Below are 23,111 nucleotides of genomic sequence, written 5' to 3' on the forward strand. Positions count from 1 at the left end.
AGCATTCTCCTTACACAAATTACGTTTGGCGCGGTCCCTTATCGGGCGGACGACATTGGGAGTAAATCGTCCATGCCGCGCTGACAGGACCGACATATCGGCGGTAATTGCGGCACGAAATGCCCGCTTCTGTGGAGAGAACCTGACGAGAACATGGCAAAAATGCGATGTTGCATTATCGCAACGGCGAGTTCCGTCACCTATATAGCGGGAGGGTTTCGATTCCAGCGACCGCAACGCCCGGCGGATTGAAACGAAGTTGCTGAAATCCCTACCAATTTGTCAGTTGTGAATGTTGCAGATGCGGTTTTTAGCTGCAATCTTCCGACCGAAATGGCATGAAATCGATTGAAGAATCTCAATAAGAAAGTGTTTACCGTGTTGAACGATCACGAGCCTCGCCTGCTTGCTAAATGTCCGGTTCTGGTCACCGGCGGCGCACGGCGCATTGGCAAGGCAATTGTCGAAGACCTTGCCGCCCACGGCTTCCCGGTCGCCATACACTATAATCACTCCATCGATGAAGGTGCGGCCCTTGCAACGGCCGTAAACGAACGAGGCGGGAAAGCCTGTGTCGTGCGCGCAGACCTTTCGTCCGAATCCGATGTTCGCAATCTTGTGAAAGATGCGTCGCGCCAGATCGGGCCGATCCGGCTTCTGGTCAACAATGCATCGCTCTTTGAAGACGATCACATCGGCAATCTTGATATGGCGCTGTGGGACAAGCACTTTGCCATCCACCTCAAGGCACCGGTCCTGCTGGCTGAAGAAATGGCGAAAGCTCTGCCCGACGGCGAAGAAGCGCTTGTCGTCAATGTTATCGATCAGCGCGTCTGGAAGCTCAATCCGAATTTCTTTTCTTATACGCTTTCAAAGACGGCCCTCTGGAATGCCACCCGCACGATGGCGCAGGCACTTGCGCCACAGATTCGGGTCAATGCAATCGCTCCCGGTCCGACATTGCCGAGCGAACGGCAGAAGCCGGGCGATTTCGAACAGCAGGTCGAAAAACTTCTTTTACAGCGTGCGCCGGAATTGTCGGAATTCGGGCGTACTGTTCGCTACTTCTGGGAAAGCCGCTCGGTCACCGGCCAGATGATCGCCCTTGATGGCGGACAGCATCTGGCATGGGAAACCCCCGATATTGCAGGAATTACCGAATGACTGGAAACCGCAAGAACAATGAGGATGCCGCTGCAAAGCTGCCGTCGGATGACGAGCAGGATGTGGCGGGTATTATCATTGGTGACGCGGAAACCGAAGAGGATGACGAAAGCGACGATATAATCGACGTTCCGGCATCGCCGTCCGCTGCCGATTCCATTCAATGGGATTCCTCAGATGGCCTGCCGGATATCGAGGGCCTGAGCGGTCAGGACATTATCAATGCCTTCGTGAAGCGCCTACCCAACAATCCGGGCGTCTATCGCATGTTCAACACCGATGGCGATGTGCTGTATGTCGGCAAGGCACGCAATCTCAAGAAGCGCGTGTCCAATTATGCGCGCGGGATCGGCCATTCGAATCGCATAACGCGGATGATCCGCGAAACGGTGACGATGGAATTCGTCGTCACTCGCACGGAAACCGAAGCCTTGTTGCTGGAAGCCAATCTCATCAAGAGGTTGCGCCCACGCTTCAACGTGCTGATGCGCGACGACAAGTCGTTTCCCTATATTCTCCTGACTGGTGACCATCGGGCACCCGGCATCTTCAAGCATCGTGGTGCGCGGTCCCGCAAGGGAGATTATTTCGGCCCATTTGCCTCCGCTGGCGCCGTCGGTCGCACGATCAACGCTCTCCAGCGCGCCTTCCTGCTGCGAACCTGCACGGATTCGGTTTTTGAAACACGCACGCGTCCCTGCCTTCTGTTCCAGATCAAGCGTTGTTCCGGCCCTTGCACACACGAGATCAGCGATGAGGACTATGCTGAGCTTGTCCGCGAGGCCAAGGCATTTCTGTCCGGAAAGAGCCAGTCGGTAAAAGACCATCTTGCAACAGCGATGCAGGCCGCATCGGCAGACCTCGATTTCGAACATGCCGCAGTTTACCGAGATCGTCTGGCGGCGCTTTCGCACGTCCAGTCACATCAGGGCATCAACCCGCAGACGGTCGAAGAGGCCGACGTTTTCGCCATCCATCAGGAAGGTGGCATGACCTGCATTCAGGTCTTCTTCTTCCGTACCGGCCAGAACTGGGGCAATCGCGCCTATTTCCCCAAGGCAGACAGTTCACTTGGCCCGGCAGAGGTTCTGGGGGCATTCCTGTCCCAGTTCTACGACGACAAGCCATGTCCGCGTCTCGTTCTCTTGTCCGAGACTGTCGAGGAACAATCGCTGATCGCCGAAGCGCTCTCGACGCGCGCGGGGCATAAGGTGCAGGTCAATGTTCCCCAGCGCGGCGAGAAGAAAGATCTTGTCGATCACGCGCTTACCAATGCGCGCGAAGCGCTTGGACGACGGCTTGCCGAAACATCATCGCAAGCGCGCCTGCTGCAAGGCATGGCCGAGACCTTCGGCCTAGCCCAGCCGCCGCGTCGCATTGAGGTCTATGACAACTCGCATATTATGGGCACGAATGCTGTCGGCGGCATGATCGTCGCCGGACCGGAAGGCTTCGTCAAAAATCAGTACCGCAAGTTCAACATCCGCTCGACCGATATTACGCCGGGTGATGATTTTGGCATGATGCGCGAGGTGATCGAGCGGCGCTTCTCGCGGCTGGTCAAGGAACATGGCACGCCCGAAGAACCAACCGATGCAGAAGCAATCGATACGTTTCCCGCATGGCCCGATGTCATTCTGATCGACGGTGGGCAAGGTCAGGTGGGTGCGGTCAGGCAAATTCTCGGTGAGCTAGGGATCAGTCACCTCGTCAATGCAATCGGCATCGCCAAGGGCGTTGACCGTGAAGCGGGACGCGAGCGCTTCTTCGTGGAAGGCAAGCAGGCGTTTACACTGCCGCCGCGCGATCCCGTACTCTATTTCATCCAGCGCCTGCGCGACGAAGCGCACCGGTTCGCAATCGGCACGCACCGCGCCCGTCGCAAGAAGGAAATGGTCAAGAATCCGCTCGATGAAATTGCGGGAATCGGCCCGTCGCGCAAGCGTGCTCTTCTGCACCACTTCGGAACTGCGAAAGCAGTCTCCAGAGCCGCAGTCGCGGATCTGATGCAGATAGAGGGCATCTCGGAGGCCATGGCCAAGACGATTCACGACCATTTTCGTGACAGATGACGTAATTTTGTCCAGGATTGAAGCGCAAGCGTCATTAGGTCCCAGTAGAATATATTCGCAGGTGTTGATTTTACCTCTCATCCCTGTTGATGTGCACTGAAGCATTTTCGAGCCAAAATTGTGAAATAGTTTTGCGTTCGGAAATGCATAAAAACAAATAGTTAGAGCGGTTCTAGCGATTCTGTTAAAACAGTAACCGCTCTGACAGCGACGCGGCGGAACAATGCAGAACAAACATACCCTCTCCTTGCCCAATATCCTCACTTATGGCCGGATCATCGCCGTCCCTCTTGTGGTGTTGTGCTTCTTTGTTGAGGGACGGCTGGAATCAAGCGATTTCGCCCGATGGACCGCGCTTGGATTGTTTGCCATCGCCAGCATCACGGATTTTTTCGACGGCTACCTCGCCCGCATATGGAAGCAGACATCAACTATCGGTCGCATGCTCGACCCGATAGCCGACAAGCTTCTGGTATCAGCTATTTTGCTACTTCTCGCGGCAGACGGTACGATTGCCGGCTGGACGCTGTGGGCCGCGATCATCATCCTTTGCCGCGAAATCCTGGTTTCGGGCCTGCGTGAATATCTTGCGGAGCTCAAGGTCAGCGTTCCCGTCTCCCGTCTCGCCAAGTGGAAGACGACGGCGCAAATGATTGCGCTTGCATTTCTGCTCGCAGGCCCTGCCGGTGACAAAGTCATGCCCTATGTAACGGAAATTGGCATTGCCCTGCTTTGGGTCTCGGCACTTCTGACGCTTTATACGGGCTGGGATTACTTCAAGGCGGGCCTTAAACACGTAATGGATTGATCCAGTGAAGGTAAAACTCGTCTATTTCGCATGGGTGCGTGAGAAAATCGGTAAGGGTGAAGAGGTCATTGAACTCCCCTCACCCAAAACGACCGTGGGCGATCTGATCAGCCACCTGAAATCACGCGGCGATGAATATGAAGCTGCCTTCGAGCACGAGCATGTCATTCGCGCCGCGATCAATCAGGAACATGCCGAACATATTGAACTCGTGAATGACGGCGATGAAGTTGCGCTCTTCCCCCCCATGACGGGAGGATGAGATGAGCGGGCAAACCACGTGCCCACTTTTCGTCGGCATTAGAAGCGAAGATTTCGACACGGCAGAGGAACTGCACAAGCTGGAGCATGGTCGCACCGATATCGGTGCCATTGTCACCTTCACCGGCCTTTGCCGTGATGAAAGCGGCACGTTATCTGCTCTGGAGCTGGAACATTATCCAGGCATGGCCGAAGCGGAAATCAGCCGCATTGCCCGGCAGGCCATCAAACGCTGGCCGATAACAGCCCTCACGATTATTCACCGTTACGGGCTTATCAAGCCGGGCGAAAACATCGTCCTGGTTGCCGCAGCGTCATCGCATCGACATGCCGCTTTCGAAGCTGCATCATTCCTGATGGATTACATGAAAACCGACGCTCCATTCTGGAAAAGGGAGCATCTTGCAGACGGTTCTGTCGGCGGTTGGGTGTCGTCCAAGGAGGAAGATGAAAAGATCCGAGAACGCTGGCAACAGTCATAATCTCACGATTACTTGTCATTCTATTGATCTCTATTTCTCATTTTAATCGTGAATTAACTATTTAACCCCCTAGAATAATGACTGATTTAGGCGGCGTGTTCTTGCGTTGCCACAATTTTCACATGAAGATTTCGCTAATGTCGGCATTATGAATCAGGCGCTGACAAGCGATGATGACAGACAGATTGGAATCCGCATCCGCGCCATCTGTCTTGCAACAAACAACGCGTGCGGGAACGGAAGTTTCGGGCTTTAACGATGCGAAATGGATTGGCGAAAACCCTTTCAATTGCTGCGGCACTTATGGTTGGCATTGGCGCGCTTGGTGGCGCTGCCTTGTTCCTGACCACATCGATGCCGACAAGCAGCCTTGCGGCGGAGAAAACGGTCAGCGGCAAGGTCATGTATCGCGAGCGTATCGCGCTGCCCCCGGAAGCCAACCTCACCGTTCAGCTTTCCGACGTCTCGCTTGCCGATGCCCCATCCAAAGTCATTGGAGAAACACGGATTGAATCCATTCGGGGTTCACCGATCCCGTTTGCCATCAATTTTGATACGGACCAAATCCTGCCCGGCCATACCTATGCCCTGCAGGCCCGCATTTCCGCAGGCGACACGCTCTGGTTCGTTAATGACGAACGCTATGCCATCGATCCGGAGAACCCCGGCGAACCGGCAGAAATCAAGGTTGTGATGGTCCGCAAAAGCGGCGATGAAGGCGCTGCCATCGGCATTGAGGGCAAGGATTGGCTCGCGGAGGACATTCAGGGCGGCGGCGTGATCGACAATGCGCAAACGACATTGACGGTTGCGAGCGACGGTGCCGTCAGTGGTTCAGGTGGTTGCAACCGTTATTTCAGCAAGGCAATCATCACCGGGGAAAATATTTCCTTTGCCGATATCGGATCGACCTATGTCCAGTGCCCGCCTGCCCTCATGACCCAGGAGCGCAAGTTCATGGACGTGCTCGGCAGAACGAAGTCCTACAAGATCGATATGGACAAGCTTGTTCTCTTCGACGATGAAGGGAAAGAAATGGCGACGCTGGCGCAAAGCCTCTGAGACAAAAAAAGCCCGGTCAGACCGGGCTTTTTCTTTGAATTCTCGAAAGGCTCAAAGCGTTTTGCGCTTTAAGCCCTTGTTTCCGCGCATGTCTTTATCCCAAAACCGGTTCTCGCTTTTGGGAGACTGCTTTAGCCGACGATTTCGGTACCCGAGAACCAGTACGCGATTTCTTCTGCAGCGGTTTCCGGAGCGTCCGAACCGTGTACGGAGTTCTCGCCGATCGACAGGGCGAATTCCTTGCGGATGGTGCCTTCGTCAGCGTTTGCCGGGTTGGTTGCACCCATGACTTCGCGGTTCTTGGCGATGGCGTTTTCGCCTTCCAGAACCTGAACGATCGTCGGGCCGGAAGACATGAATTCGGTCAGTTCGCCGAAGAACGGGCCATCCTTGTGAACAGCATAGAAGCCTTCTGCTTCACGCAGGCTCATCCAGACGCGCTTCGAAGCGACGACGCGAAGGCCAGCCTCTTCAAGCTTGGCGGTGATGGCGCCGGTCAGGTTGCGGCGGGTCGCATCGGGCTTGATCATGGAGAAGGTACGTTCGATTGCCATTATGACACCTTGTTCGCTGGAATTTTTAGAAAAGTGAGGCTCTATACCGTCGATAGGCCGAATTGCCAAGAGGCGAACCGATTAGCACCTTGAGACAGCATAGAATTGATTGCATAGATACGCCGTGCCGATTCAACCTCGCGGGAAGCGGCATGGACAGGTGTTCAGGGGGCTCTCATGGAACAGTACTTTCAGATGTTCGCCTATTATAACCGATGGGCAAATGAACTGGTCTATGCTGCGGCTGCCGAGCTGAGCGACGAGGAATACAGGCTCGATCTCGGCCTGTTCTTTGGTTCCATTCACCACACCTTCAATCATTTGCTGGTTGCCGACCGCATCTGGATGAAACGCTTCACCACCGAAGGCGATCATCCGAAGACGCTCGACGCCATTATTTCCGACAATTTCATCATGCTGCGTGACCTGCGGCAGGCGGAAGACGCGCGCATTTGCCGCTATGCCGACAGCCTCGACACACAGAAGCTTGCCGGACGCTATACTTACACCCCTACTCGTGAAATGCGCACGATAAGCCAGCGGCTCGCTCCCTCGCTTGCTCATATGTTCAACCACCAGACCCACCATCGCGGACAGATTCACGCCGCGTTCACACGGCTGGGTACGGAAGCTCCGTCACTCGATCTTGCACATTTCCTGCGGACGGAAGAGGGACGGCGTTTCGCTTGATACTTGCGGAAACGCTTCAAGCCGTGCAAAAGCGCTTTCACCATGCTTATCCTTGACGACATCTCCGTACGAATTGCCGGACGCCTTCTGATCGACCACGCCAGCGTAACGCTGCCAGCGGGATCGAAGACGGGTTTTGTGGGCCGCAACGGCACCGGCAAATCAACCCTGTTCCGTGTGATTACGGGCGATCTTGCGCCGGAAACAGGCAGCATCTCGCTTCCCAAAAATACCCGTATCGGTCAGGTGGCCCAGGAAGCCCCCGGCACCGAAGAAGCGCTGATCGAAATCGTCATGAAGGCGGACAAGGAACGCACGGCGCTTCTGGAAGAAGCGGAAACGGCGACCGACCCCCACCGCATTGCGGACATCCACACCCGGCTCGCCGATATCGAAGCCCATTCGGCGGAAGCCCGCGCGGGCGCCATTTTGTCCGGTCTCGGTTTTAACGCCGAAGCACAACGCCAGCCGGCCTCCGCCTTTTCGGGTGGCTGGCGTATGCGTGTTGCGCTCGCTGCGGTTCTCTTCGCCGAACCGGATCTGCTGTTGCTCGACGAACCGACCAACTATCTCGATCTTGAAGGCGTGCTGTGGCTGGTCGACTATGTGAAGCGCTATCCGCACACAGTCATCATCATCAGCCACGACCGTGACCTTCTGAACTCGGCGACCAGTTCGATCATGCATCTCGACCAGAAGAAGATCAGCTTCTGGCGAGGCAACTACGATCAGTTCGAGCGCCAGCGCCACGAAATGCTGGAATTGCAGCAGAAGGCCCACGCAAAGCAGGAAGCGCACCGCAAGCACATGGAATCCTTCGTTGAGCGATTCCGCGCCAAGGCGACCAAGGCTCGCCAGGCGCAATCGCGCATGAAGGCTTTGGAAAAGCTCAAGCCCATCGAGCTTTATGTAGAAAGCAATGTGCAACCGTTTCGTTTTCCGGATGCGGACAAAAAGACGGCATCGCCCGTTATCGCGCTTGATAATGCCGATGTCGGTTATGTGCCGGGTAAGCCTGTGCTGCGCAATGTCACGCTGCGTATCGACAATGATGACCGCATTGCTCTGCTTGGTTCCAACGGTAACGGAAAGTCAACGCTCGCAAAGCTGATAGCCGGGCGGCTCCAGCCGGAGAAAGGTACGCTCACACTTTCGCCGAGCCTGAAAGTCGCCTTCTTCGCACAGCATCAGATGGATGATCTGATCCCGGAAGACAATGCCATCGAGCATGTGCGCAAACTGATGCCGACGGAACCGGAAGCGAAAGTGCGCGCCCGCGTTGCGCAAATGGGTCTGTCGACCGAGAAAATGCTGACACCGGCCAGAGATCTTTCCGGTGGCGAGAAAGCGCGTCTCCTTATGGGACTTGCGACCTTTCATGGTCCGAACCTGCTGATCCTCGACGAACCGACCAACCATCTCGACATCGACAGCCGCGAAGAGCTTGTGCATGCGCTCAATGCTTTCAACGGCGCTGTCATTCTGATTGCTCATGACCGTCATCTGATCGAAGCCACCATGGAACGGCTCTGGCTGGTCCGCGAAGGCGGCGTAAAGGCGTTTGAAGGCGATCTCGATGAATACCGGCAGATCGTTCTGGCCGATGCCAAGGGAGAACCGGCTGCCGACCGCGACGACACCTCCAAGGTCAACAAGGCCGAACAGCGAAAACTTGCTGCCCAGAAACGCGAAACCCTGGCGCCGCTACAGAAAAAGATCAAGGAAACCGAAGCCTTGATCCAAAAACTGCAGAAACAGATTCAAGGTTTCTCGTCACAACTGGAAGATCCGGCTCTGTACGAGAAGGAACCCCAAAAGGCGATCCGGATCAACAAGGACATGAGCGATGCGCGCTCTACTCTTGCGGATGCAGAGGACAAGTGGCTGGAGCTTTCCACCGAATATGAAGAAGCGATGGCCGATTGAAAATCGGCTTTTTTGCGGGTAGTACCTTACGCGAACATCGACAAGATCACTATTCCCAGCACGATCCAGCCGACGATGCGCACCCCGACCAGCAGGGGACGGGGCATGAACCGCACCGCGAGAAGCGCGAAAACGACCGTCATTACGGGAAACCCGAAATAAAGCGCGGCGTAACCGCTTTGCCCTTCGAAGGAAGAGCCGAACACGCCCAGCCATTCGAGCGGGATGAGTGCGATCAACGCAGCGAGAGCCGAAAGCAGCAATAGCAGCAATCTGTCGGAAATTGTGCGGATCATCGTCATCGATTCAGCCCCAGGCTCAGCTTTGGGGACGCAGCCGCGTGCGCATCAACGCATAAAGACCGAATGCACCGAGAATCAGACCTATCGTCGTATAGACCTCATCGGGCGTTTCCGCTCCTCGGCGCAACACCAGATCGGCTTTTGAAAGTTGTAGCCCATCCGTGTTTCCCTGCACCAGACGAAACGCATAAAGCCCCGGGATGACCGGATCGATGTCCCCCGCACTCTGGCGCAGGACGCTGCCATCCTGCGGGCGGTCCGTATTGATGGAACCGCTCGTCGAGGCGAAGTCGAGCCCTTGGGAGAGAACCGGCTGTCCGTCGCGGCTGACGGCAAGCGTTACCGCCGAACGCCGTTCCGCAGGCACATAACCCGGCAAGGGCGTTGCATCGATGAACACGCGCACCGGCCCATCGTCCGCCGACAGCCTGACTTCCCGTATCTTGAAGCCGCTTTGGCGGTTTTCAAGCATCGTCCAGCGGCCAATTTCGCTGCCGGTGAAATGGCGCATATACCACGGATAGCCGATGCCAAGGCCAAAACCGGCGACAATCATCAAAATGAATAGCGCTCGCATCACGCTTTGCGCTCCCAGCGGCGATCTGGCGTTTGCTGCCAATAGGTCAAATCGTGGCTCCCCGCCTTGAAACTCTTCCATTGCGCTCGGGCAATATCGAGCTGATCCTGATCATGTCCGTCGAACATGACGACAAGCCGCTCGTAGGCATCCGCCTGCTCAAGCCCCGCACCCTCTACGAGAAAGCGCACCGTCGCTCCATTCGGATTGGCTTCACTGGTGGTCAGCAAGACCGGCTGGTGCTCGGGATGGGGCTCTTTATCGGTGCCATGCGCCACGAAAGACGTGTCGGAAAAGGTCCACAGCAGACCATCCAGCGCATCGCGTCTTTCCTCGCTGACGGTCTGGATCGTGACACGCCAGCCGCGCCCGAGCGAACGCTCAACCAGACCGGGCAAGGCCTCGTCGAGTGTCGATTCCGTCAGATGGTAGAAGAGAATTTCCGCCATGCACTATCCGTTTCGGAACGGGTGGAGAAACTGATTCCGCTTTTCCACCCATCCTTTTGTTTTAGCTTTCGAAATGATCCCGGACAAGACGGTCGAGCAGACGAACGCCATAACCGGAAGCCCAAGTCTGGCTATACTCGTTTGCGGGCGACCCCATAGCCGTCCCGGCCACGTCGAGATGCGCCCAAGGGGTTTCGCCAACAAAACGCTTCAGGAACTGTGCTGCCGTGACGGCTCCGCCATAACGACCAGCACTGTTTTTCATATCGGCAAACTTCGAATCGATCATCTTGTCGTATTCGGTACCGAGCGGCAGACGCCACAGCTTTTCACCGGTCGACTGGCCCGCATCGTAAAGCTGATCCGCAAGTTCGTCGTCATTGGAGAAGAGACCTGCATGATACTGGCCAAGGGCGACCATGACCGCACCCGTGAGGGTGGCCAGATTGATGATGAAACGCGGCTTGAAACGGTCATTTGTGTAGTGCAGTGCATCGGCGAGGACGAGGCGACCTTCGGCATCGGTATTGATAACTTCAATCGTCTGCCCCGACATGGATGTCACGATGTCGCCCGGACGCTGTGCATTGCCGTCCGGCATGTTTTCGACAAGGCCGATAATGCCGATGGCGTTGACCTTTGCCTTGCGACCGGCCAGAGCGCGCATCAGGCCCGTGACGGCTGCCGCGCCGCCCATGTCCCCCTTCATGTCTTCCATGCCGGAAGCCGGCTTGATGGAAATACCGCCTGTATCGAACACGACGCCTTTGCCGACGAAAGCAACCGGCTTTTCCTTGCTCTTCGCGCCCTGCCATTCCATGACAACCAGTCGCGGCGGGCGAACGGAACCCTGTGCCACGCCCAGAAGCGCGCCCATACCGAGCTTCTTCATTTCCTTCTCGCCGAGGATTTCGACCTTCACGCCAAGCTTTCCGAGCTTTTCAGCTTCCTGTGCGAATTCTACCGGGCCGAGAATATTCGCAGGCTCGTTAACGAGATTGCGCGCCTGGATGACGCCATCCGCCACCGCTTCGGCAACTTCGAAAGCCCGCTTCGCAGTATGAGGGTCCGCAACGCAGATGCTGATCTTCGCTGCGTGTTTCGGATCGCCATTTTCCTCGTTGTTCTTGCGCGTCTTGTAGCGTTCGAACTTGTATGAGCGCAGAATCATGCCAAGCGCCAGATCTGCTGCCTCGTCACCAGCGATAGTGGTTTCAGGCAGTGCAAGTGTCACGGTTGCGCGCTCCGCCTTGCCGATTCGTGAAAACGCTGCGCCGCCGATCTTCAGCCAATCGTCATTGCCAAGCTTACCGGGCTCGCCAACGCCAACCAGAACGATCTTGTCGACACCGCTGGAAGTTGTTTCGATCGCTTCGGCCGTCTTGCCCAAAGCACCGGTAAATCCGGAAATTTCGGCGATACGCTTGATCTTTTCCGCCCCGCCAGCAGCCTGAGCCGCTTCGTCAGCAAAGCCGCCACCTTTGGCGACCAGGACGATGGACACGCCTTTTTCCGGTACTGCAAAATCGCTGAAAGAGATCGAAGGACGTTTAGACATGACAACTCCAAACTTGATGTCGATTTGAGAATGACACGATTGTGTCGCGACTTTTCCCCACTCATGTGAGACGAATATGGCGAAACAGCAAGAGTGGATGCCAGATTGTGCCAGTTTTAGCCCGAGGAAAACCGTGCAGGAAGCAATTGCAAACCCGTCTTCCTCGTTCCGGGCAAAAACTGGTTGCCTTGAGCCAACGCATCGCTCATTAACAATGCCCATCAGTGGGAACAGCAGAGCTGGCGTCTTCGAGTTGCATTTAGTAATCTGTTAACCGCGTTTATTGGGCCAATCTTAGCCAAGCGTCATTAAGTTTAGTGATTATCACGAGTGCTGCAGCCTTTTTCGGATGCGTGCTCCCTCAACGGAACCGGGATGTAGACTCTACCTATGCGATTGATTGAGTTGTACATCTTGCGCCGGGTGGCGATCATGTTCCTTGCAGTGCTTGGTGCGGCAGTGGGCATTACCTGGACAGTACAGGTGCTCCAGCGCATCGACTTTCTGACCACAAGCGGACAGACATTCCAGACTATCGTTCAGTTCAGCTCGCTTTTGATTCCGTCAGCCATTCCTCTCGTGATGCCGTTTGCGCTGATTATTGCCATCACACAGACGCTTTCGACGATGAACCAGGATTCCGAACTGGTCGTCATCAATGCTTCAGGCGCACCGCGCAGCGCGGTCATGCGGCCTATTCTGATTCTTGCGGCCGTTATTTCCGTCGTGTCGTTTCTCGTCGCCAATTATGTCGATCCCTATGCGCGCATGAACATGCGCGCGATGATCGCCAATGCCAGCGCCGACCTGATGAATGTCATCGTTCAGGAAGGCAATTTCCGTAAGCTGGCGGATAATCTTTACATTCAGGTCGCGGAACGACGTGCCGACGGCAGCATCGGCGGGCTTTTCATTGCCGATTCCCGCGATCCGTCACTCGACCTCATCTATTATGCTGCGGATGGCGCGATTGCTTCGACGCCAACCGGCGACATGCTGCTGATGCAGAACGGCGAGGTGCAACGGCGGGACGTGTCGGATGGCACCGTTTCGATCATCAAGTTCAATTCCTACGCGTTCGACCTCAGCCAGTTCGCCTCGGCAGGTGACGATTTCGTCATCTATGCAAAGGACCGTCCGCTTTCCTATCTGTTGAACCCGGACCCGAACGACCCGACCCTTCAAACCCGACCGCTACGCTATAAGGCCGAATTGCACCGGCGTCTGACGCAATGGCTCTACCCGGTTGTCTTTGCGATGATCGCACTGGCGTTCGCGGGCGATTCCCGTTCGCATCGTGAAGCGCGTGTCTCCGCATCCTTCTCGGCAATCAGCACCGCCCTTCTTGTCTATTGGGCAGGCTATTTCGCATCGGATCGGGCTGACAAGGATGCAGGCTATATCGTCGTCATGTATCTCGTGCCTGCCGCCGTCATTCTCGTGACAGGCTTTGCGCTCGCCACCGGACGACGGATCGGCCTGCCTGACAAATGGAACGACCGCATTCTGGATAGTTTCGACAGCTTGAGAAAGCGCGTTTCGGAACTCTACGCCCGTTTCACCGGACGTCCACGCAACAATGCCGGAGGACAGGCATGATCGGCTGGACACTCGGACGCTATTTCTTCATCCGCTATGTGCAGATCACGCTCTATTTTCTGCTCGGCATTTTCGCATTGTCATTGCTTCTCGATTTTACCGAGAATGCGAGCAAGCTATCAAACCTGCCGGATTATTCGGTGTGGGCGGCGCTTGGACTTTCCGCCATGCGCGTCCCCTTCATCATGCAGCAGATGATTCCGTTCGTTGCCCTGTTCTCCGCAATGGCGACGCTCATATCGCTGAATAGAAAATACGAACTCGTCGTTGCGCGTTCCGTCGGCGTTTCCGCCTGGCAGTTCCTATTGCCTGCCTGCTTCGGCGCCTTCCTGTTTGGCCTCGCCACGATCTTCATTCTCAATCCGTTCGCGGCTTACGGTTTTGCCAAGGCCGATGAAATTGCCTCGACGTGGAAGTCCGGCAAGGTTACCGACGTATCCGCGCTGCGTGATCCCTGGCTGCGTCAGAAGACCGATGAGGGTGAAACCATCATCGGCGCAAAAGGCATTCTGGATCAGGGAGCTACGCTTGCTGATGCAACATTCATTCAGTTCGATGAAAAGAAGAATATCAAGGAACGCTATGACGCGCGAACCGCGCGGCTGAAGGACGGTTACTGGGAGCTCACCGACGTGACGCGATTCGCGCGCGGTGAAGAGCCCCAGAAAATGGCGAGTTTCCAGATAGAGACGCAACTGCGTCCCGAATATGTGGAAGAGAAGCTCGCGACGCCTGACACCATTCCCTTCACGCAGTTGCGCCACAAGATCGAAGTCGCCCGTTCCTTTGGTTACTCCGCAAACGCATTTGACATGCAATACCAGTCACTTCTGGCACTGCCGGCATTGCTGATGGCGATGACTCTCATTGCTGCAACAGTGTCGTTGAAATTTGTGCGGTTTGGTCAGTCAGGAGCTATGATTCTGGGTGGCGTTATCGCAGGCTTCATGCTTTATGTCGTTTCGGTGCTCGTGAAGGCATTCGGGAATGCGGGATTCGTTCCGCCGTTCGTGGCTGCCTGGGTTCCAGTTATTATCGCGACATTCTTAGGTGTCTCCTTTCTGTTGCATAAGGAGGATGGTTAGTGGGTTCGAGTAACGCCCGCATGGTATTGCCCCATTCGCTCTTGCGCCTTGCGCGCGGGACTGCCATGGCGTGCGTCCTTGCTTTACCTTTCATTTCTGTCGCAGCCCTGCCCTCACCTGCATCGGCACAGGAAGCGCTCGGAGCCAATTATCAGAGCGACCCGAATGCGCGCATGCTTCTGCAAGCAAACGAGCTTGTCTATGATCGCGATGTGAACACCGTAACCGCTCAGGGCAAGGTGCGTATCGAGTATGACGGCAATCATCTCGTTGCCGACAAGGTAACCTATAATCAGCAGACGCGGCGCATGACCGCGACGGGGAATGTTGAGATCGTCGAGCGCGACGGCAACAAGATTTACTCCGACCATATGGATATCACCGACAGTTTCCGTGACGGCTTCGTAAATGGCCTTCGCGTCGAGACGACGGATAATACCCGCTTTGCGGCTGAAAGCGCTGAACGCAGCAACGGCGAGATCACGACGTTCAACAACGGCGTCTATACGGCCTGCGAACCCTGCGCCAAGAACCCGGACAAGCCTGTTCTCTGGCAGATCAAGGCGCGCAAGATCATCTGGAACAGCACGACGAAGACGGTTCGTTTCGAGCGTGGTCGCTTTGAGTTTTTCGGCATGCCGCTTGCCTGGTTCCCGGCATTCGAAATGGCCGATCCGACGGTGAAGCGCAAAAGCGGCTTCCTGTTTCCGGGTTTCGCGTACAAGGATGATCTCGGCTTTGGCATCAAGAACTCGTATTTCTGGGCACTCGCCCCGAATTACGACGTTACCCTTTCGTCGACCTATTACACGAAGCAGGGCTTCCTGACTGAAGCCGAATGGCGTCACCGCCTTGAAAACGGCACATATAATCTTCGCATCGCCGGCATTCACCAGAGTAAGCCTGAAGAATTTAGTATAGATTCTATTGATCGATACGAAGATAATCGTGGCATGGTCGCCTCAAAAGGCGATTTTGAGCTCAATTCGCGCTGGCGTTTCGGTTGGGATGTGATGGCACAAACCGATCGGAATTTCAGCCGCACATACGGTATTGAGGGTTATAACGCTCAGACGCAGATATCTAAGATTTATCTGACCGGCGTTAACAATCGCAATTATTTCGATCTCAACTTCTACCGGTTCAACGTCCAAGAATCATATCCGGTTACGGACGTTTACAAAGACTACGAAATGCATTCGAAGCAGCCTTGGGTTTTCCCGAGTCTCGATTATTCCTACACGATGCCCGATCCGGTTTATGGCGGCGAACTGAATTTCAATGCCAATCTGCAGGCATTGTATCGACAGAATGCGAACTATACAGTGAACCCGAACAATGGTTTGCCGTACTATGCTCGTATTCCGGGATTTAGTGGCACGAATGTTCGCCTGACCACCGAAGCGGAATGGAAGCGCACATTTATCACGCCTGCTGGCTTGGTCATCACACCGTTGCTGGCACTGCGCGGTGACGCCATCAGCGCCAATACGAATTTCGATCCCGCGTCTGCTGGCTATACGGACGCACTCGTGCGCTCGGAAGCCTTACGTGCCATGGCAACCGCCGGACTTGAACTGCGCTGGCCGATCCTGTTTTCGACCACAAGCTCGACCCATATAATCGAACCGATTGCTCAGCTTTATGTTCGCAACAACGAGCGCTATGCGGGCGAGTTGCCGAATGAAGACGCTCAGAGCTTTGTCTTCGACGCTACGAACCTGTTTTCGCGCGACAAGTTCTCGGGTTATGACCGCGTTGAAGGTGGCACCCGCGCCAATCTCGGCCTGCGCTATTCGGGCAACTTCAACAACAGCGACTGGGCTCTTTATGCCCTCGGCGGTCAGTCATTCCAGCTTGGCGGCGTAAACTCTTACGGCACCAGCGATTTCGTGAATGTCGGTGCAGACTCCGGTCTGCAGGATGCACGTTCCGATTATGTCGCCATGATCGGCACATCGAACTCGACAGGTCTCGCCCTGGCTGCCCGCGGCCGTTTCGACAAGGAAAGTTTCTCTGTTCAGCGTGGGGAGCTTGAAGCCCAGCAGAGCTGGCAGAAGCTGACGGTTTCCGCGCAATATGCCTATATCGCCCCACAACCGGCTTATGGTTACTCCGACCTCCGTCAGGAAGTTACCGGTGCGGCAACAGCGCGTGTCAATACAAACTGGCGCGTATTTGGCTCTGGAACCTACGACATGGTGTCGGAGACACTGGTTAGAGCATCAGCTGGCCTCGCTTACGATGATGAATGTTTCACGTACTCAATGGCTTATGTGCAGACGCGCAATCCGAAGGTTGAAGGTATAGAGAATAAGCCCTCGCATAGCATTGGCTTCAACATTTCGCTCCGCACTTTGGGTGACATAGGCAGCGGTAATCAGACTTTCTAAACTTGACGGACCGGAAGCGTTGGAAATGCTTCCGGTCTTTCCAATTTAATTCGATAAAGAAATTTGCACATCAGAGCTCAATTGGCTTCCTTTCTGTAGTATTCAGACGATACAAGCTTCGTAAAATAGCTTTTGGGTCATTGTTTCGCCGCACTAGCTCATCTATACAGGCAGCTTATGATCAGCCGCTGATATGATTGCTTGTGGGGCTGAATAGCGGCAATGACTATAATGGGATACGTCCGGTAAGGATTGTCGTTCGTCGACCGGAAGGAATCGGGAAAGAAAGATGATGATTGCAAGACCTCTCTTCGCCTCCATGCTGAGCGCCGCAGTCTGCCTGACGACGCTTGGAACGGTTGCGGTTCCAGCATTCGCTGCGGGTGCAGGTTCCGAGGTCAAAGTCATCGTCTCCGGCAACGCCATCACAAACAGCGATATTCAGCACCGCGTGGCCTTTTTGAAGCTTCAGCGCAAAGGCGGCAATCTCAGCCAGATTGCCAAGCAAGAGCTGACCGATGAAATGTTGAAGCGCATCGAGATGAAATCGCGCAGCATTAACATTTCCGACCAACAGGTCGATGAGGCTTATGCCGGATTTGCCAGCCGTAACAAAATGAGCCTGGCACAGCTTAATCAGTTGATGAACCAGTCGGGCGTTACGCCGGATCATTTCAAGAAATACATCATGGTCCAGATGGGCTGGGGCCGCCTCGTCAGTGCCCGCTTCCGTGCAACCGGCATGGTCAGCGAACAGGAAGCCGTTCAGCGCATGCTGAAAGATGGCGGCAAGAAGCCTGTGGCCACCGAATATCGCCTCCAGCAGGTCATTTTCGTGGTGCCCGCCTCCAAGCGCTCTCCCGGCCTGCTTTCCAAGCGCAAGCAGGAAGCCAACGCACTCCGCTCTCGTTTCCAGAGCTGCGATGCAACCCGTCAACAGGCCAAGGGCATTCTTGACGTTACTGTTCGCGATCTCGGTCGCATTATCGAGCAGCAATTGCCGGGCGAATGGGCGAAAGCCGTCAAGGCAACATCGGTCGGAGGCACCACGCCACCGCAGGAAACCGAAAAGGGCGTCGAATTCCTGGCTGTCTGCTCAACCCGGCAGATTTCGGATGATCGCGTCGCCCAGCTCGTCTTCTCCATGGAAGGGGCTGATTCCGCTTCTGGCCAGGAAAAGAAGGCTGAGGAGCTCAGCACCAAGTATCTTAAGGAACTGCGCGAAAAGGCGAAAATCGTTAATCGCTAATTCCGTTGGAACTTCGATCTGATTAAATCAGGTCGAAGTTCCAACCATTTGTTTTGAAACGCATCTTTTCGAAAATGATTTCACAGTTTTCGGGATGCGCTCTAGACGGCCTCATCCGTATTCATTGGAATATCGACGCGATGTCCGCAGAACCCGTTCCTCCCCTCGCTATCAGCATTGGCGACCCATCAGGCATAGGCCCTGACGTCGCGCTTGCAGCCTGGCTGCGGCGCAGCGAACTTTCACTACCGCCCTTCGCACTGCTGGCAGATCCGCAGCAACTTTCCGAGCGTGCACGATATCTCGGGGTGGATGTCGAGATTGAGGTTATCTCCACTACGGCTGCGGCAAACCGCGTATTTTCGCACATACTGCCGGTTCTCCCGCTCAAAAACAGGCTGACGGACAGCGTCGGCAAACCCTTGATGGAAAACGCTGCGGGCATCATCGAGGCCATCGAGCGAGCGGTTGAGCTCACGCTGAACGGCGAGGCTTCGGCAGTCGTTACCTGCCCAATTTCAAAGAAGCCGCTTTACGAAGCAGGATTTCGGCATCCGGGCCATACGGAATTTCTTGCGGAACTTGCAAGCAAGCATCTGGGTAACCCCGTCACGCCAGTCATGATGCTGGCGGGGCCGCAGCTTCGTGCCGTTCCAGTCACCATACATATCCCGCTTTCAGAAGTGCCTGTCCGTTTGAGTACAGCGGATATTATCGAAGTTTCGCGGATCACTGCCACCGAGTTGCGAGAACGCTTTGGTATCCAATCGCCGCGTCTAGCCATATCCGGGCTTAACCCGCATGCGGGTGAAGGCGGAGCCTTGGGCAAAGAGGACGATGCCATTGTCCTTCCCGCAATCGAGGCGTTGCGCCGCGAAGGGATAGATGCTCGTGGTCCCCTTCCCGCCGATACGATGTTTCATGCCCCGGCCCGTGCGACCTATGACGCCGCGATCTGCATGTATCACGATCAGGCCCTTATTCCTGCCAAAGCGCTGGCTTTCGATGAGACGGTGAATGTGACCCTGGGGCTTCCCTTCATTCGCACATCGCCGGATCATGGCACGGCTTTCGACATTGCAGGCCAAGGCATCGCCCGACCGGACAGCCTTGTCGCTGCCATCCGTCTTGCACAGGAACTGGCTGAAAATGCAGCCAATGGACGCTTATGAGTATTGACGGTCTTCCCCCGCTTCGCGAGGTAATCGAACGGCACGATCTGATGCCGAAGAAATCGCTTGGCCAGAATTTTCTTTTCGATCTCAACCTGACATCGAAAATCGCCCGACAGGCCGGTAATCTGCAGGACCAGCCTGTTATCGAAGTCGGCCCCGGCCCCGGTGGCCTGACCCGCGCCCTTCTTGCACAAGGCGCTTATGTTACCGCAATCGAACGCGATGAACGATGCCTGGATGCGCTCGCCGAGATCGAGGCGCATTATCCGGGTCGTCTGCGCATCATCTCCGGCGATGCCCTTGAGCAGGATTTCTCAGTCTTGTTTCCGGACGGGCCAAAGCCGCGCATCGTTGCCAATCTGCCTTACAATGTCGGCACGCAGTTGCTGCTCAACTGGTTGCTGGTCGAGCCTTGGCCGCCCTTCTATTCGTCCATGACTTTGATGTTCCAGCGGGAGGTTGCCGAGCGTATCGTAGCGACACCTGACAGCGATCATTATGGACGTCTGGGTGTGCTCGCCGGGTGGAGAACCATTTCAAAGATCAGCTTCGATGTACCTCCACAGGCATTTACTCCACCACCGAAGGTCATGTCGTCGGTGGTCCATATCATCCCGCGTGAAGATCCGCTGCCTTGCGATGCGAATGCACTTGGGCAAATCACGCAGGCCGCCTTTGGACAACGCCGCAAGATGTTGCGCCAGAGCCTGAAACCGGTTGGCGGAGCCGAACTCCTTGAAAAGACAGGCATCGACGGAACACGCCGGGCGGAAACGCTCAGTGTCGAAGAATTCGTCGCACTGGCAAATGCCTATCGCCCGATAAAATAATCAGTGGTGACGGCCACTCTTTCCCGAGGCCGTCTTTGCTGTTTCGGGCGCAGGCGGCATGACTGGCAACTTCATTTCGTTGACGATCTGCCCCACGTGATCAATCTCTTCGCGGAAGCTGCTCAAGGATGAGCCGGTCAGTTTTTCACCTGCGTTGAGACGTGCCGTCAAGGGGTCGACGTATTGATCGCCGACCTTGAGCTCATAATAGAGGTGAGGACCAGTGGAGTAGCCCGTCGATCCGACATAGGCAATAACCTCTCCCTGCTTGACGTGCTCGCCGACCTTCAAGCCTTCTTTAGCCGATGAGAGATGCGCATAGGTCGTGCTGTAGCCGCCCTGATGGCGAATCCGGACATATTTTCCATATCCCTTTTGATACGAAATCAGCTCCACCACACCGTCTCCGGCTGCGACGATGGGCGAGCCGATCGGCGCATCGTAATCGACACCATTGTGGTGTTTGCGAACGTGCAGAACAGGATGTATACGCCAGCCGAAACCATCATTGAGACGGCCATTCGGCAGAGGCTTCTGCATCAGATATTTCGTCATGGACGAGCCGTCTTCATTAAAGTAGCCGGCACCACCATTGCCTTCATGGCGGTATAGGCGGCGGCTTTTTCCGTCCGTCGTAAACTCGACAAAAATCAGCTCCGGCTCCGTCTCGGCACTCTGGCGGAAAAGAAGGTCGATCAGGTCGGGAGTTTTTGCGCCCTTCAGCGAAACGCCGTTCTGTATGGCTAGCTTTTTAACTTCGTCGACGATTGTGTTCGGCGCGCCTGCCTGCTCCAGCCGCGATGGTATGGAGCCGTTCTTGCTGACCGCATTCTGCGGATGATATGCCGTCAGCATCGCATCGCGCGACAGCCGAGCAAAAAGGCGCTCATTGCCTGTGGCGCGAAAAACGCCATCGTCGGCGCGCCCATAGACGGCCTTGCCAATATCGCCATGCTCGAAACGTGCAAGCGCGATATGCTGTTCTCCATCGGTGTGCTGCCTGGATTTGTCGACCAGCAGTTCAAGATTATCGCCGGGCACCAGTTCTGTTCGTGCCAAGGCTTCTTCCAGACGCTTGCTGTCCTCAACGGCGATGCCGGCCGCTTGCAACAATGCGCCCAGCCGCTCGCGCGACTGCGGTGCCACAATGATCTCGTGTACCTTTGCTCCTGCTCCGACAGCCGGTTTGGCCAGACTGACATTGATCGGAACGCCTCGCTCCAGTTCCTCCTCGGGCTGCTTCGACGTGGATTTCGGTGCGGAAACCTCCGCGCGGAGCGTCTCATCGATGGCAGCCCGGCTCGAGCCTTTCACGTCGAGAACCACGTGCTGATAGGTATATAGACGCGCATCGCCGTCCGCGACACCTTCGGCGATATCGATACGCCGCGATATGCGGCTGGCCGTGTCGCCGCTTGCCGTCGGCGCAAGTCGCGCTTCTTTCTGTGCGGCGTGATGCTGAACCAGGGTAGCGGGGTCGACCATAACGGGCTGTGCTGCATGACCGTGGCGCACCAGCCGACCTGTCGTAAACAGGAGCCCACCTCCAGCCATGACGGTTGCGGCTATCAGTGCCAGGCAAAACCGTAAATGAGTATGCAGGGAAAACCGGACTTGCCGGAAGGGCTTCAAACTGCGGGAGGAAAGCGGCTCGCTCTTCAACGCCACACCAAAAGCCGCAAAGTCTGGCTCCGCCGTCGCAGCAACTTGTCGTTCGTTTGCTGGCGCTGACCAGAAGATCATTTTGAATATTTCTCCGCCGCAGGATTATCGACGGAAGAGTGGTAAACACAGCGGCCAAAATAAGGCTTCCGGCGAGATATCCACCGGAACAAAATCATATTCAGTGATTTGTGAATATCAGCCTTTGACCTGGCCCCGGCGGTGTTCGACCAGCATCGACCACGTATAGAGCGCAAGCCCGGCCCATATCAGCGCGAAGGCACCAAGCTGAGCCATCGAGAACGGCTCATGAAAGATGAAAATCGCAAAGAAAAACAACATGGTCGGCGTCATGTACTGCATGAGGCCAAGCGTCGTATAGCGCAGCAGCTTCGCGCCACCGGCATAGAGGATCAGCGGGATGGCCGTGAATGGACCTGCCAGAAGCAGCATCGTTACATTGAATGCCGGGCCGGTGGAGAAATGGTCCTGACCGGTTGCGGCCAGCCACAGCACATAGCCCAGCGCCGGGATGCACAGGATAAGCACTTCAAGCGTGAAGCCTTGTAGCGGCGGCATCGGCAGTGATTTGCGGAAGAAACCATAGAGGCCAAAAGTCAGCGGCAGCACCAGCGATACCCACGGCAGACCGCCTGCGTTAATGGTCAGAAGCAGCACCGCAGCGAAAGCCAATCCGACAGCGACATATTGAACCCTGGTCAGCCTTTCGCCGAGAAAGAGGCCGCCGAGCACGACATTGAACAGCGGATTGATGTAATAGCCAAGTGCTGCACCCATCACCTGATCGTGGGCAACGGCCCAAACATAGATCGACCAGTTGATGGTAATCAGCCCGGCAGTCAGAGCAGCCATGGCCAGCATGCGCGGCTGGCGCACGGCATTGAGAATATCCTTGAACTGCCCCAGCAAGAGCAGGAGCACCAGCGCGACCGGAACCGACCAGATCACGCGATGCGACACGACTTCCATTGCCGGAATGTGTCCGAGCGCCTTGAGATAGAACGGCAGAGCACCCCAGAGCCCGTAGGCTGCGATGGCCATCAGAAACCCGCGCGACCCGTCAGACAGGCGCGTATCGGTGATGGTCTGATCGGACATGCCTCTCTCCTCGGCGAAACTAAAGCTATCCGCGCGCCGGTTGCGGCAGGCGAAGCATCGAACTTCACCTGCTATGCGCTCAACAATCCATAAA

Annotated in this window: 21 protein-coding genes; 14 read left to right on the top strand and 7 right to left on the bottom strand. The window is 55.8% G+C overall.

From position 1 onward, the window contains the following. Positions 1-348: 348 nt before the first annotated feature. The 6 genes from ACYSN1_RS03285 to ACYSN1_RS03310 all read left to right on the top strand — a co-directional run bounded on the left by ACYSN1_RS03285 (position 349) and on the right by ACYSN1_RS03310 (position 5,849). Positions 349-1,164 (top strand): SDR family oxidoreductase, encoded by an 816-nt coding sequence (locus ACYSN1_RS03285; RefSeq protein WP_461724370.1) that lies wholly within the window; start codon positions 349-351, stop codon positions 1,162-1,164. Then, on the top strand, positions 1,161-3,236 hold the full coding sequence (gene uvrC / locus ACYSN1_RS03290) for an excinuclease ABC subunit UvrC (RefSeq protein ID WP_461724371.1): 2,076 nt from the start codon (positions 1,161-1,163) through the stop codon (positions 3,234-3,236). Before ACYSN1_RS03285 ends, uvrC begins: the two co-directional genes overlap by 4 nt. Positions 3,237-3,459: 223 nt before the next feature. Beyond that, a complete protein-coding gene (gene pgsA, locus ACYSN1_RS03295; RefSeq protein ID WP_461724372.1) occupies positions 3,460-4,044 on the top strand; it encodes a CDP-diacylglycerol--glycerol-3-phosphate 3-phosphatidyltransferase in 585 nt (194 codons plus the stop codon). 4 nt (positions 4,045-4,048) lie between these two features. Continuing rightward, complete coding sequence (gene moaD, locus ACYSN1_RS03300; protein WP_461724373.1) at positions 4,049-4,306, top strand: molybdopterin converting factor subunit 1; 258 nt, start codon at positions 4,049-4,051, stop codon at positions 4,304-4,306. Position 4,307: 1 nt separating this feature from the next. Beyond that, complete coding sequence (locus ACYSN1_RS03305; protein WP_461724374.1) at positions 4,308-4,787, top strand: molybdenum cofactor biosynthesis protein MoaE; 480 nt, start codon at positions 4,308-4,310, stop codon at positions 4,785-4,787. A 258-nt stretch (positions 4,788-5,045) separates the two neighbouring features. Then, positions 5,046-5,849: a YbaY family lipoprotein gene (locus tag ACYSN1_RS03310; protein WP_461724375.1), complete on the top strand. Its 804-nt coding sequence runs from the start codon at positions 5,046-5,048 to the stop codon at positions 5,847-5,849. Positions 5,850-5,980: 131 nt separating this feature from the next. On the opposite strand, the gene ndk is transcribed toward ACYSN1_RS03310, so the two are convergent. Further along, positions 5,981-6,403: a nucleoside-diphosphate kinase gene (gene ndk / locus ACYSN1_RS03315; RefSeq protein WP_461724376.1), complete on the bottom strand. Its 423-nt coding sequence runs from the start codon at positions 6,401-6,403 to the stop codon at positions 5,981-5,983. 177 nt (positions 6,404-6,580) lie between these two features. Here ndk and ACYSN1_RS03320 point away from each other — a divergent pair, with 177 nt between their 5' ends. Together ACYSN1_RS03320 and ACYSN1_RS03325 are read left to right on the top strand one after the other, a co-directional pair. Further along, a complete protein-coding gene (locus ACYSN1_RS03320; protein WP_461724377.1) occupies positions 6,581-7,093 on the top strand; it encodes a DinB family protein in 513 nt (170 codons plus the stop codon). 42 nt (positions 7,094-7,135) lie between these two features. Next, positions 7,136-9,019 carry an ABC-F family ATP-binding cassette domain-containing protein gene (locus tag ACYSN1_RS03325; RefSeq protein ID WP_461724378.1) on the top strand — a complete coding sequence of 628 codons (1,884 nt, stop codon included), beginning with the start codon at positions 7,136-7,138 and terminating at the stop codon, positions 9,017-9,019. 26 nt (positions 9,020-9,045) lie between these two features. On the opposite strand, the gene ACYSN1_RS03330 is transcribed toward ACYSN1_RS03325, so the two are convergent. The 4 genes from ACYSN1_RS03330 to ACYSN1_RS03345 all read right to left on the bottom strand — a co-directional run bounded on the left by ACYSN1_RS03330 (position 9,046) and on the right by ACYSN1_RS03345 (position 11,905). Continuing rightward, positions 9,046-9,321 (bottom strand): hypothetical protein, encoded by a 276-nt coding sequence (locus ACYSN1_RS03330; protein WP_461724379.1) that lies wholly within the window; start codon positions 9,319-9,321, stop codon positions 9,046-9,048. Between the two features lie 16 nt (positions 9,322-9,337). Continuing rightward, positions 9,338-9,898, bottom strand: coding sequence for a type IV secretion system effector BspB (bspB, locus tag ACYSN1_RS03335; protein WP_461724380.1), 561 nt, complete (start codon positions 9,896-9,898; stop codon positions 9,338-9,340). Beyond that, on the bottom strand, positions 9,898-10,347 hold the full coding sequence (locus ACYSN1_RS03340; RefSeq protein ID WP_461724381.1) for a DNA polymerase III subunit chi: 450 nt from the start codon (positions 10,345-10,347) through the stop codon (positions 9,898-9,900). Before ACYSN1_RS03340 ends, bspB begins: the two co-directional genes overlap by 1 nt. 61 nt (positions 10,348-10,408) lie before the next feature. Beyond that, entirely contained in the window at positions 10,409-11,905 is a 1,497-nt protein-coding gene (locus tag ACYSN1_RS03345; protein WP_461724382.1) for a leucyl aminopeptidase, read from the bottom strand. A 390-nt stretch (positions 11,906-12,295) separates the two neighbouring features. Here ACYSN1_RS03345 and lptF point away from each other — a divergent pair, with 390 nt between their 5' ends. From lptF to rsmA, 6 genes are all read left to right on the top strand, one after another. Beyond that, positions 12,296-13,504 carry an LPS export ABC transporter permease LptF gene (gene lptF, locus ACYSN1_RS03350; protein ID WP_461724383.1) on the top strand — a complete coding sequence of 403 codons (1,209 nt, stop codon included), beginning with the start codon at positions 12,296-12,298 and terminating at the stop codon, positions 13,502-13,504. After that, the gene (gene lptG, locus ACYSN1_RS03355; RefSeq protein ID WP_461724384.1) at positions 13,501-14,589 is read left to right on the top strand and encodes an LPS export ABC transporter permease LptG; all 1,089 of its coding nucleotides are present in this window, start codon (positions 13,501-13,503) and stop codon (positions 14,587-14,589) included. Before lptF ends, lptG begins: the two co-directional genes overlap by 4 nt. Positions 14,590-14,609: 20 nt before the next feature. After that, positions 14,610-16,982: an LPS-assembly protein LptD gene (locus tag ACYSN1_RS03360; protein WP_461725262.1), complete on the top strand. Its 2,373-nt coding sequence runs from the start codon at positions 14,610-14,612 to the stop codon at positions 16,980-16,982. A gap of 289 nt (positions 16,983-17,271) precedes the next feature. Continuing rightward, on the top strand, positions 17,272-18,231 hold the full coding sequence (locus ACYSN1_RS03365; RefSeq protein WP_461724385.1) for a peptidylprolyl isomerase: 960 nt from the start codon (positions 17,272-17,274) through the stop codon (positions 18,229-18,231). A gap of 140 nt (positions 18,232-18,371) precedes the next feature. Next, entirely contained in the window at positions 18,372-19,403 is a 1,032-nt protein-coding gene (gene pdxA / locus ACYSN1_RS03370) for a 4-hydroxythreonine-4-phosphate dehydrogenase PdxA (protein WP_461724386.1), read from the top strand. Then, positions 19,400-20,236 carry a 16S rRNA (adenine(1518)-N(6)/adenine(1519)-N(6))-dimethyltransferase RsmA gene (rsmA, locus tag ACYSN1_RS03375; protein ID WP_461724387.1) on the top strand — a complete coding sequence of 279 codons (837 nt, stop codon included), beginning with the start codon at positions 19,400-19,402 and terminating at the stop codon, positions 20,234-20,236. Before pdxA ends, rsmA begins: the two co-directional genes overlap by 4 nt. Here the strand turns inward: rsmA and ACYSN1_RS03380 are convergent, their stop codons facing one another. Together ACYSN1_RS03380 and rarD are read right to left on the bottom strand one after the other, a co-directional pair. Beyond that, positions 20,237-21,979 carry a peptidoglycan DD-metalloendopeptidase family protein gene (locus ACYSN1_RS03380; RefSeq protein WP_461724388.1) on the bottom strand — a complete coding sequence of 581 codons (1,743 nt, stop codon included), beginning with the start codon at positions 21,977-21,979 and terminating at the stop codon, positions 20,237-20,239. Between the two features lie 117 nt (positions 21,980-22,096). Beyond that, on the bottom strand, positions 22,097-23,017 hold the full coding sequence (rarD, locus tag ACYSN1_RS03385) for an EamA family transporter RarD (RefSeq protein WP_461724389.1): 921 nt from the start codon (positions 23,015-23,017) through the stop codon (positions 22,097-22,099). Positions 23,018-23,111 lie beyond the last annotated feature (94 nt).

The organism is Brucella sp. LJL56, assembly GCF_054871705.1.

What these genes read in the sequence shown, in the direction of transcription:
- uvrC (WP_461724371.1), top strand. Translation starts at nt 1,161, where the DNA reads ATGACTGGAAACCGCAAGAACAATGAGGATGCCGCTGCAAAGCTGCCG.
- pgsA (WP_461724372.1), top strand. Translation starts at nt 3,460, where the DNA reads ATGCAGAACAAACATACCCTCTCCTTGCCCAATATCCTCACTTATGGC.
- ACYSN1_RS03305 (WP_461724374.1), top strand. Translation starts at nt 4,308, where the DNA reads ATGAGCGGGCAAACCACGTGCCCACTTTTCGTCGGCATTAGAAGCGAA.
- ACYSN1_RS03310 (WP_461724375.1), top strand. Translation starts at nt 5,046, where the DNA reads ATGCGAAATGGATTGGCGAAAACCCTTTCAATTGCTGCGGCACTTATG.
- ndk (WP_461724376.1), bottom strand. Translation starts at nt 6,403, where the DNA reads ATGGCAATCGAACGTACCTTCTCCATGATCAAGCCCGATGCGACCCGC.
- ACYSN1_RS03320 (WP_461724377.1), top strand. Translation starts at nt 6,581, where the DNA reads ATGGAACAGTACTTTCAGATGTTCGCCTATTATAACCGATGGGCAAAT.
- ACYSN1_RS03325 (WP_461724378.1), top strand. Translation starts at nt 7,136, where the DNA reads ATGCTTATCCTTGACGACATCTCCGTACGAATTGCCGGACGCCTTCTG.
- ACYSN1_RS03330 (WP_461724379.1), bottom strand. Translation starts at nt 9,321, where the DNA reads ATGACGATGATCCGCACAATTTCCGACAGATTGCTGCTATTGCTGCTT.
- bspB (WP_461724380.1), bottom strand. Translation starts at nt 9,898, where the DNA reads ATGCGAGCGCTATTCATTTTGATGATTGTCGCCGGTTTTGGCCTTGGC.
- ACYSN1_RS03340 (WP_461724381.1), bottom strand. Translation starts at nt 10,347, where the DNA reads ATGGCGGAAATTCTCTTCTACCATCTGACGGAATCGACACTCGACGAG.
- ACYSN1_RS03345 (WP_461724382.1), bottom strand. Translation starts at nt 11,905, where the DNA reads ATGTCTAAACGTCCTTCGATCTCTTTCAGCGATTTTGCAGTACCGGAA.
- lptF (WP_461724383.1), top strand. Translation starts at nt 12,296, where the DNA reads ATGCGATTGATTGAGTTGTACATCTTGCGCCGGGTGGCGATCATGTTC.
- lptG (WP_461724384.1), top strand. Translation starts at nt 13,501, where the DNA reads ATGATCGGCTGGACACTCGGACGCTATTTCTTCATCCGCTATGTGCAG.
- ACYSN1_RS03360 (WP_461725262.1), top strand. Translation starts at nt 14,610, where the DNA reads ATGGTATTGCCCCATTCGCTCTTGCGCCTTGCGCGCGGGACTGCCATG.
- ACYSN1_RS03365 (WP_461724385.1), top strand. Translation starts at nt 17,272, where the DNA reads ATGATGATTGCAAGACCTCTCTTCGCCTCCATGCTGAGCGCCGCAGTC.
- pdxA (WP_461724386.1), top strand. Translation starts at nt 18,372, where the DNA reads ATGTCCGCAGAACCCGTTCCTCCCCTCGCTATCAGCATTGGCGACCCA.
- rsmA (WP_461724387.1), top strand. Translation starts at nt 19,400, where the DNA reads ATGAGTATTGACGGTCTTCCCCCGCTTCGCGAGGTAATCGAACGGCAC.
- ACYSN1_RS03380 (WP_461724388.1), bottom strand. Translation starts at nt 21,979, where the DNA reads ATGATCTTCTGGTCAGCGCCAGCAAACGAACGACAAGTTGCTGCGACG.
- rarD (WP_461724389.1), bottom strand. Translation starts at nt 23,017, where the DNA reads ATGTCCGATCAGACCATCACCGATACGCGCCTGTCTGACGGGTCGCGC.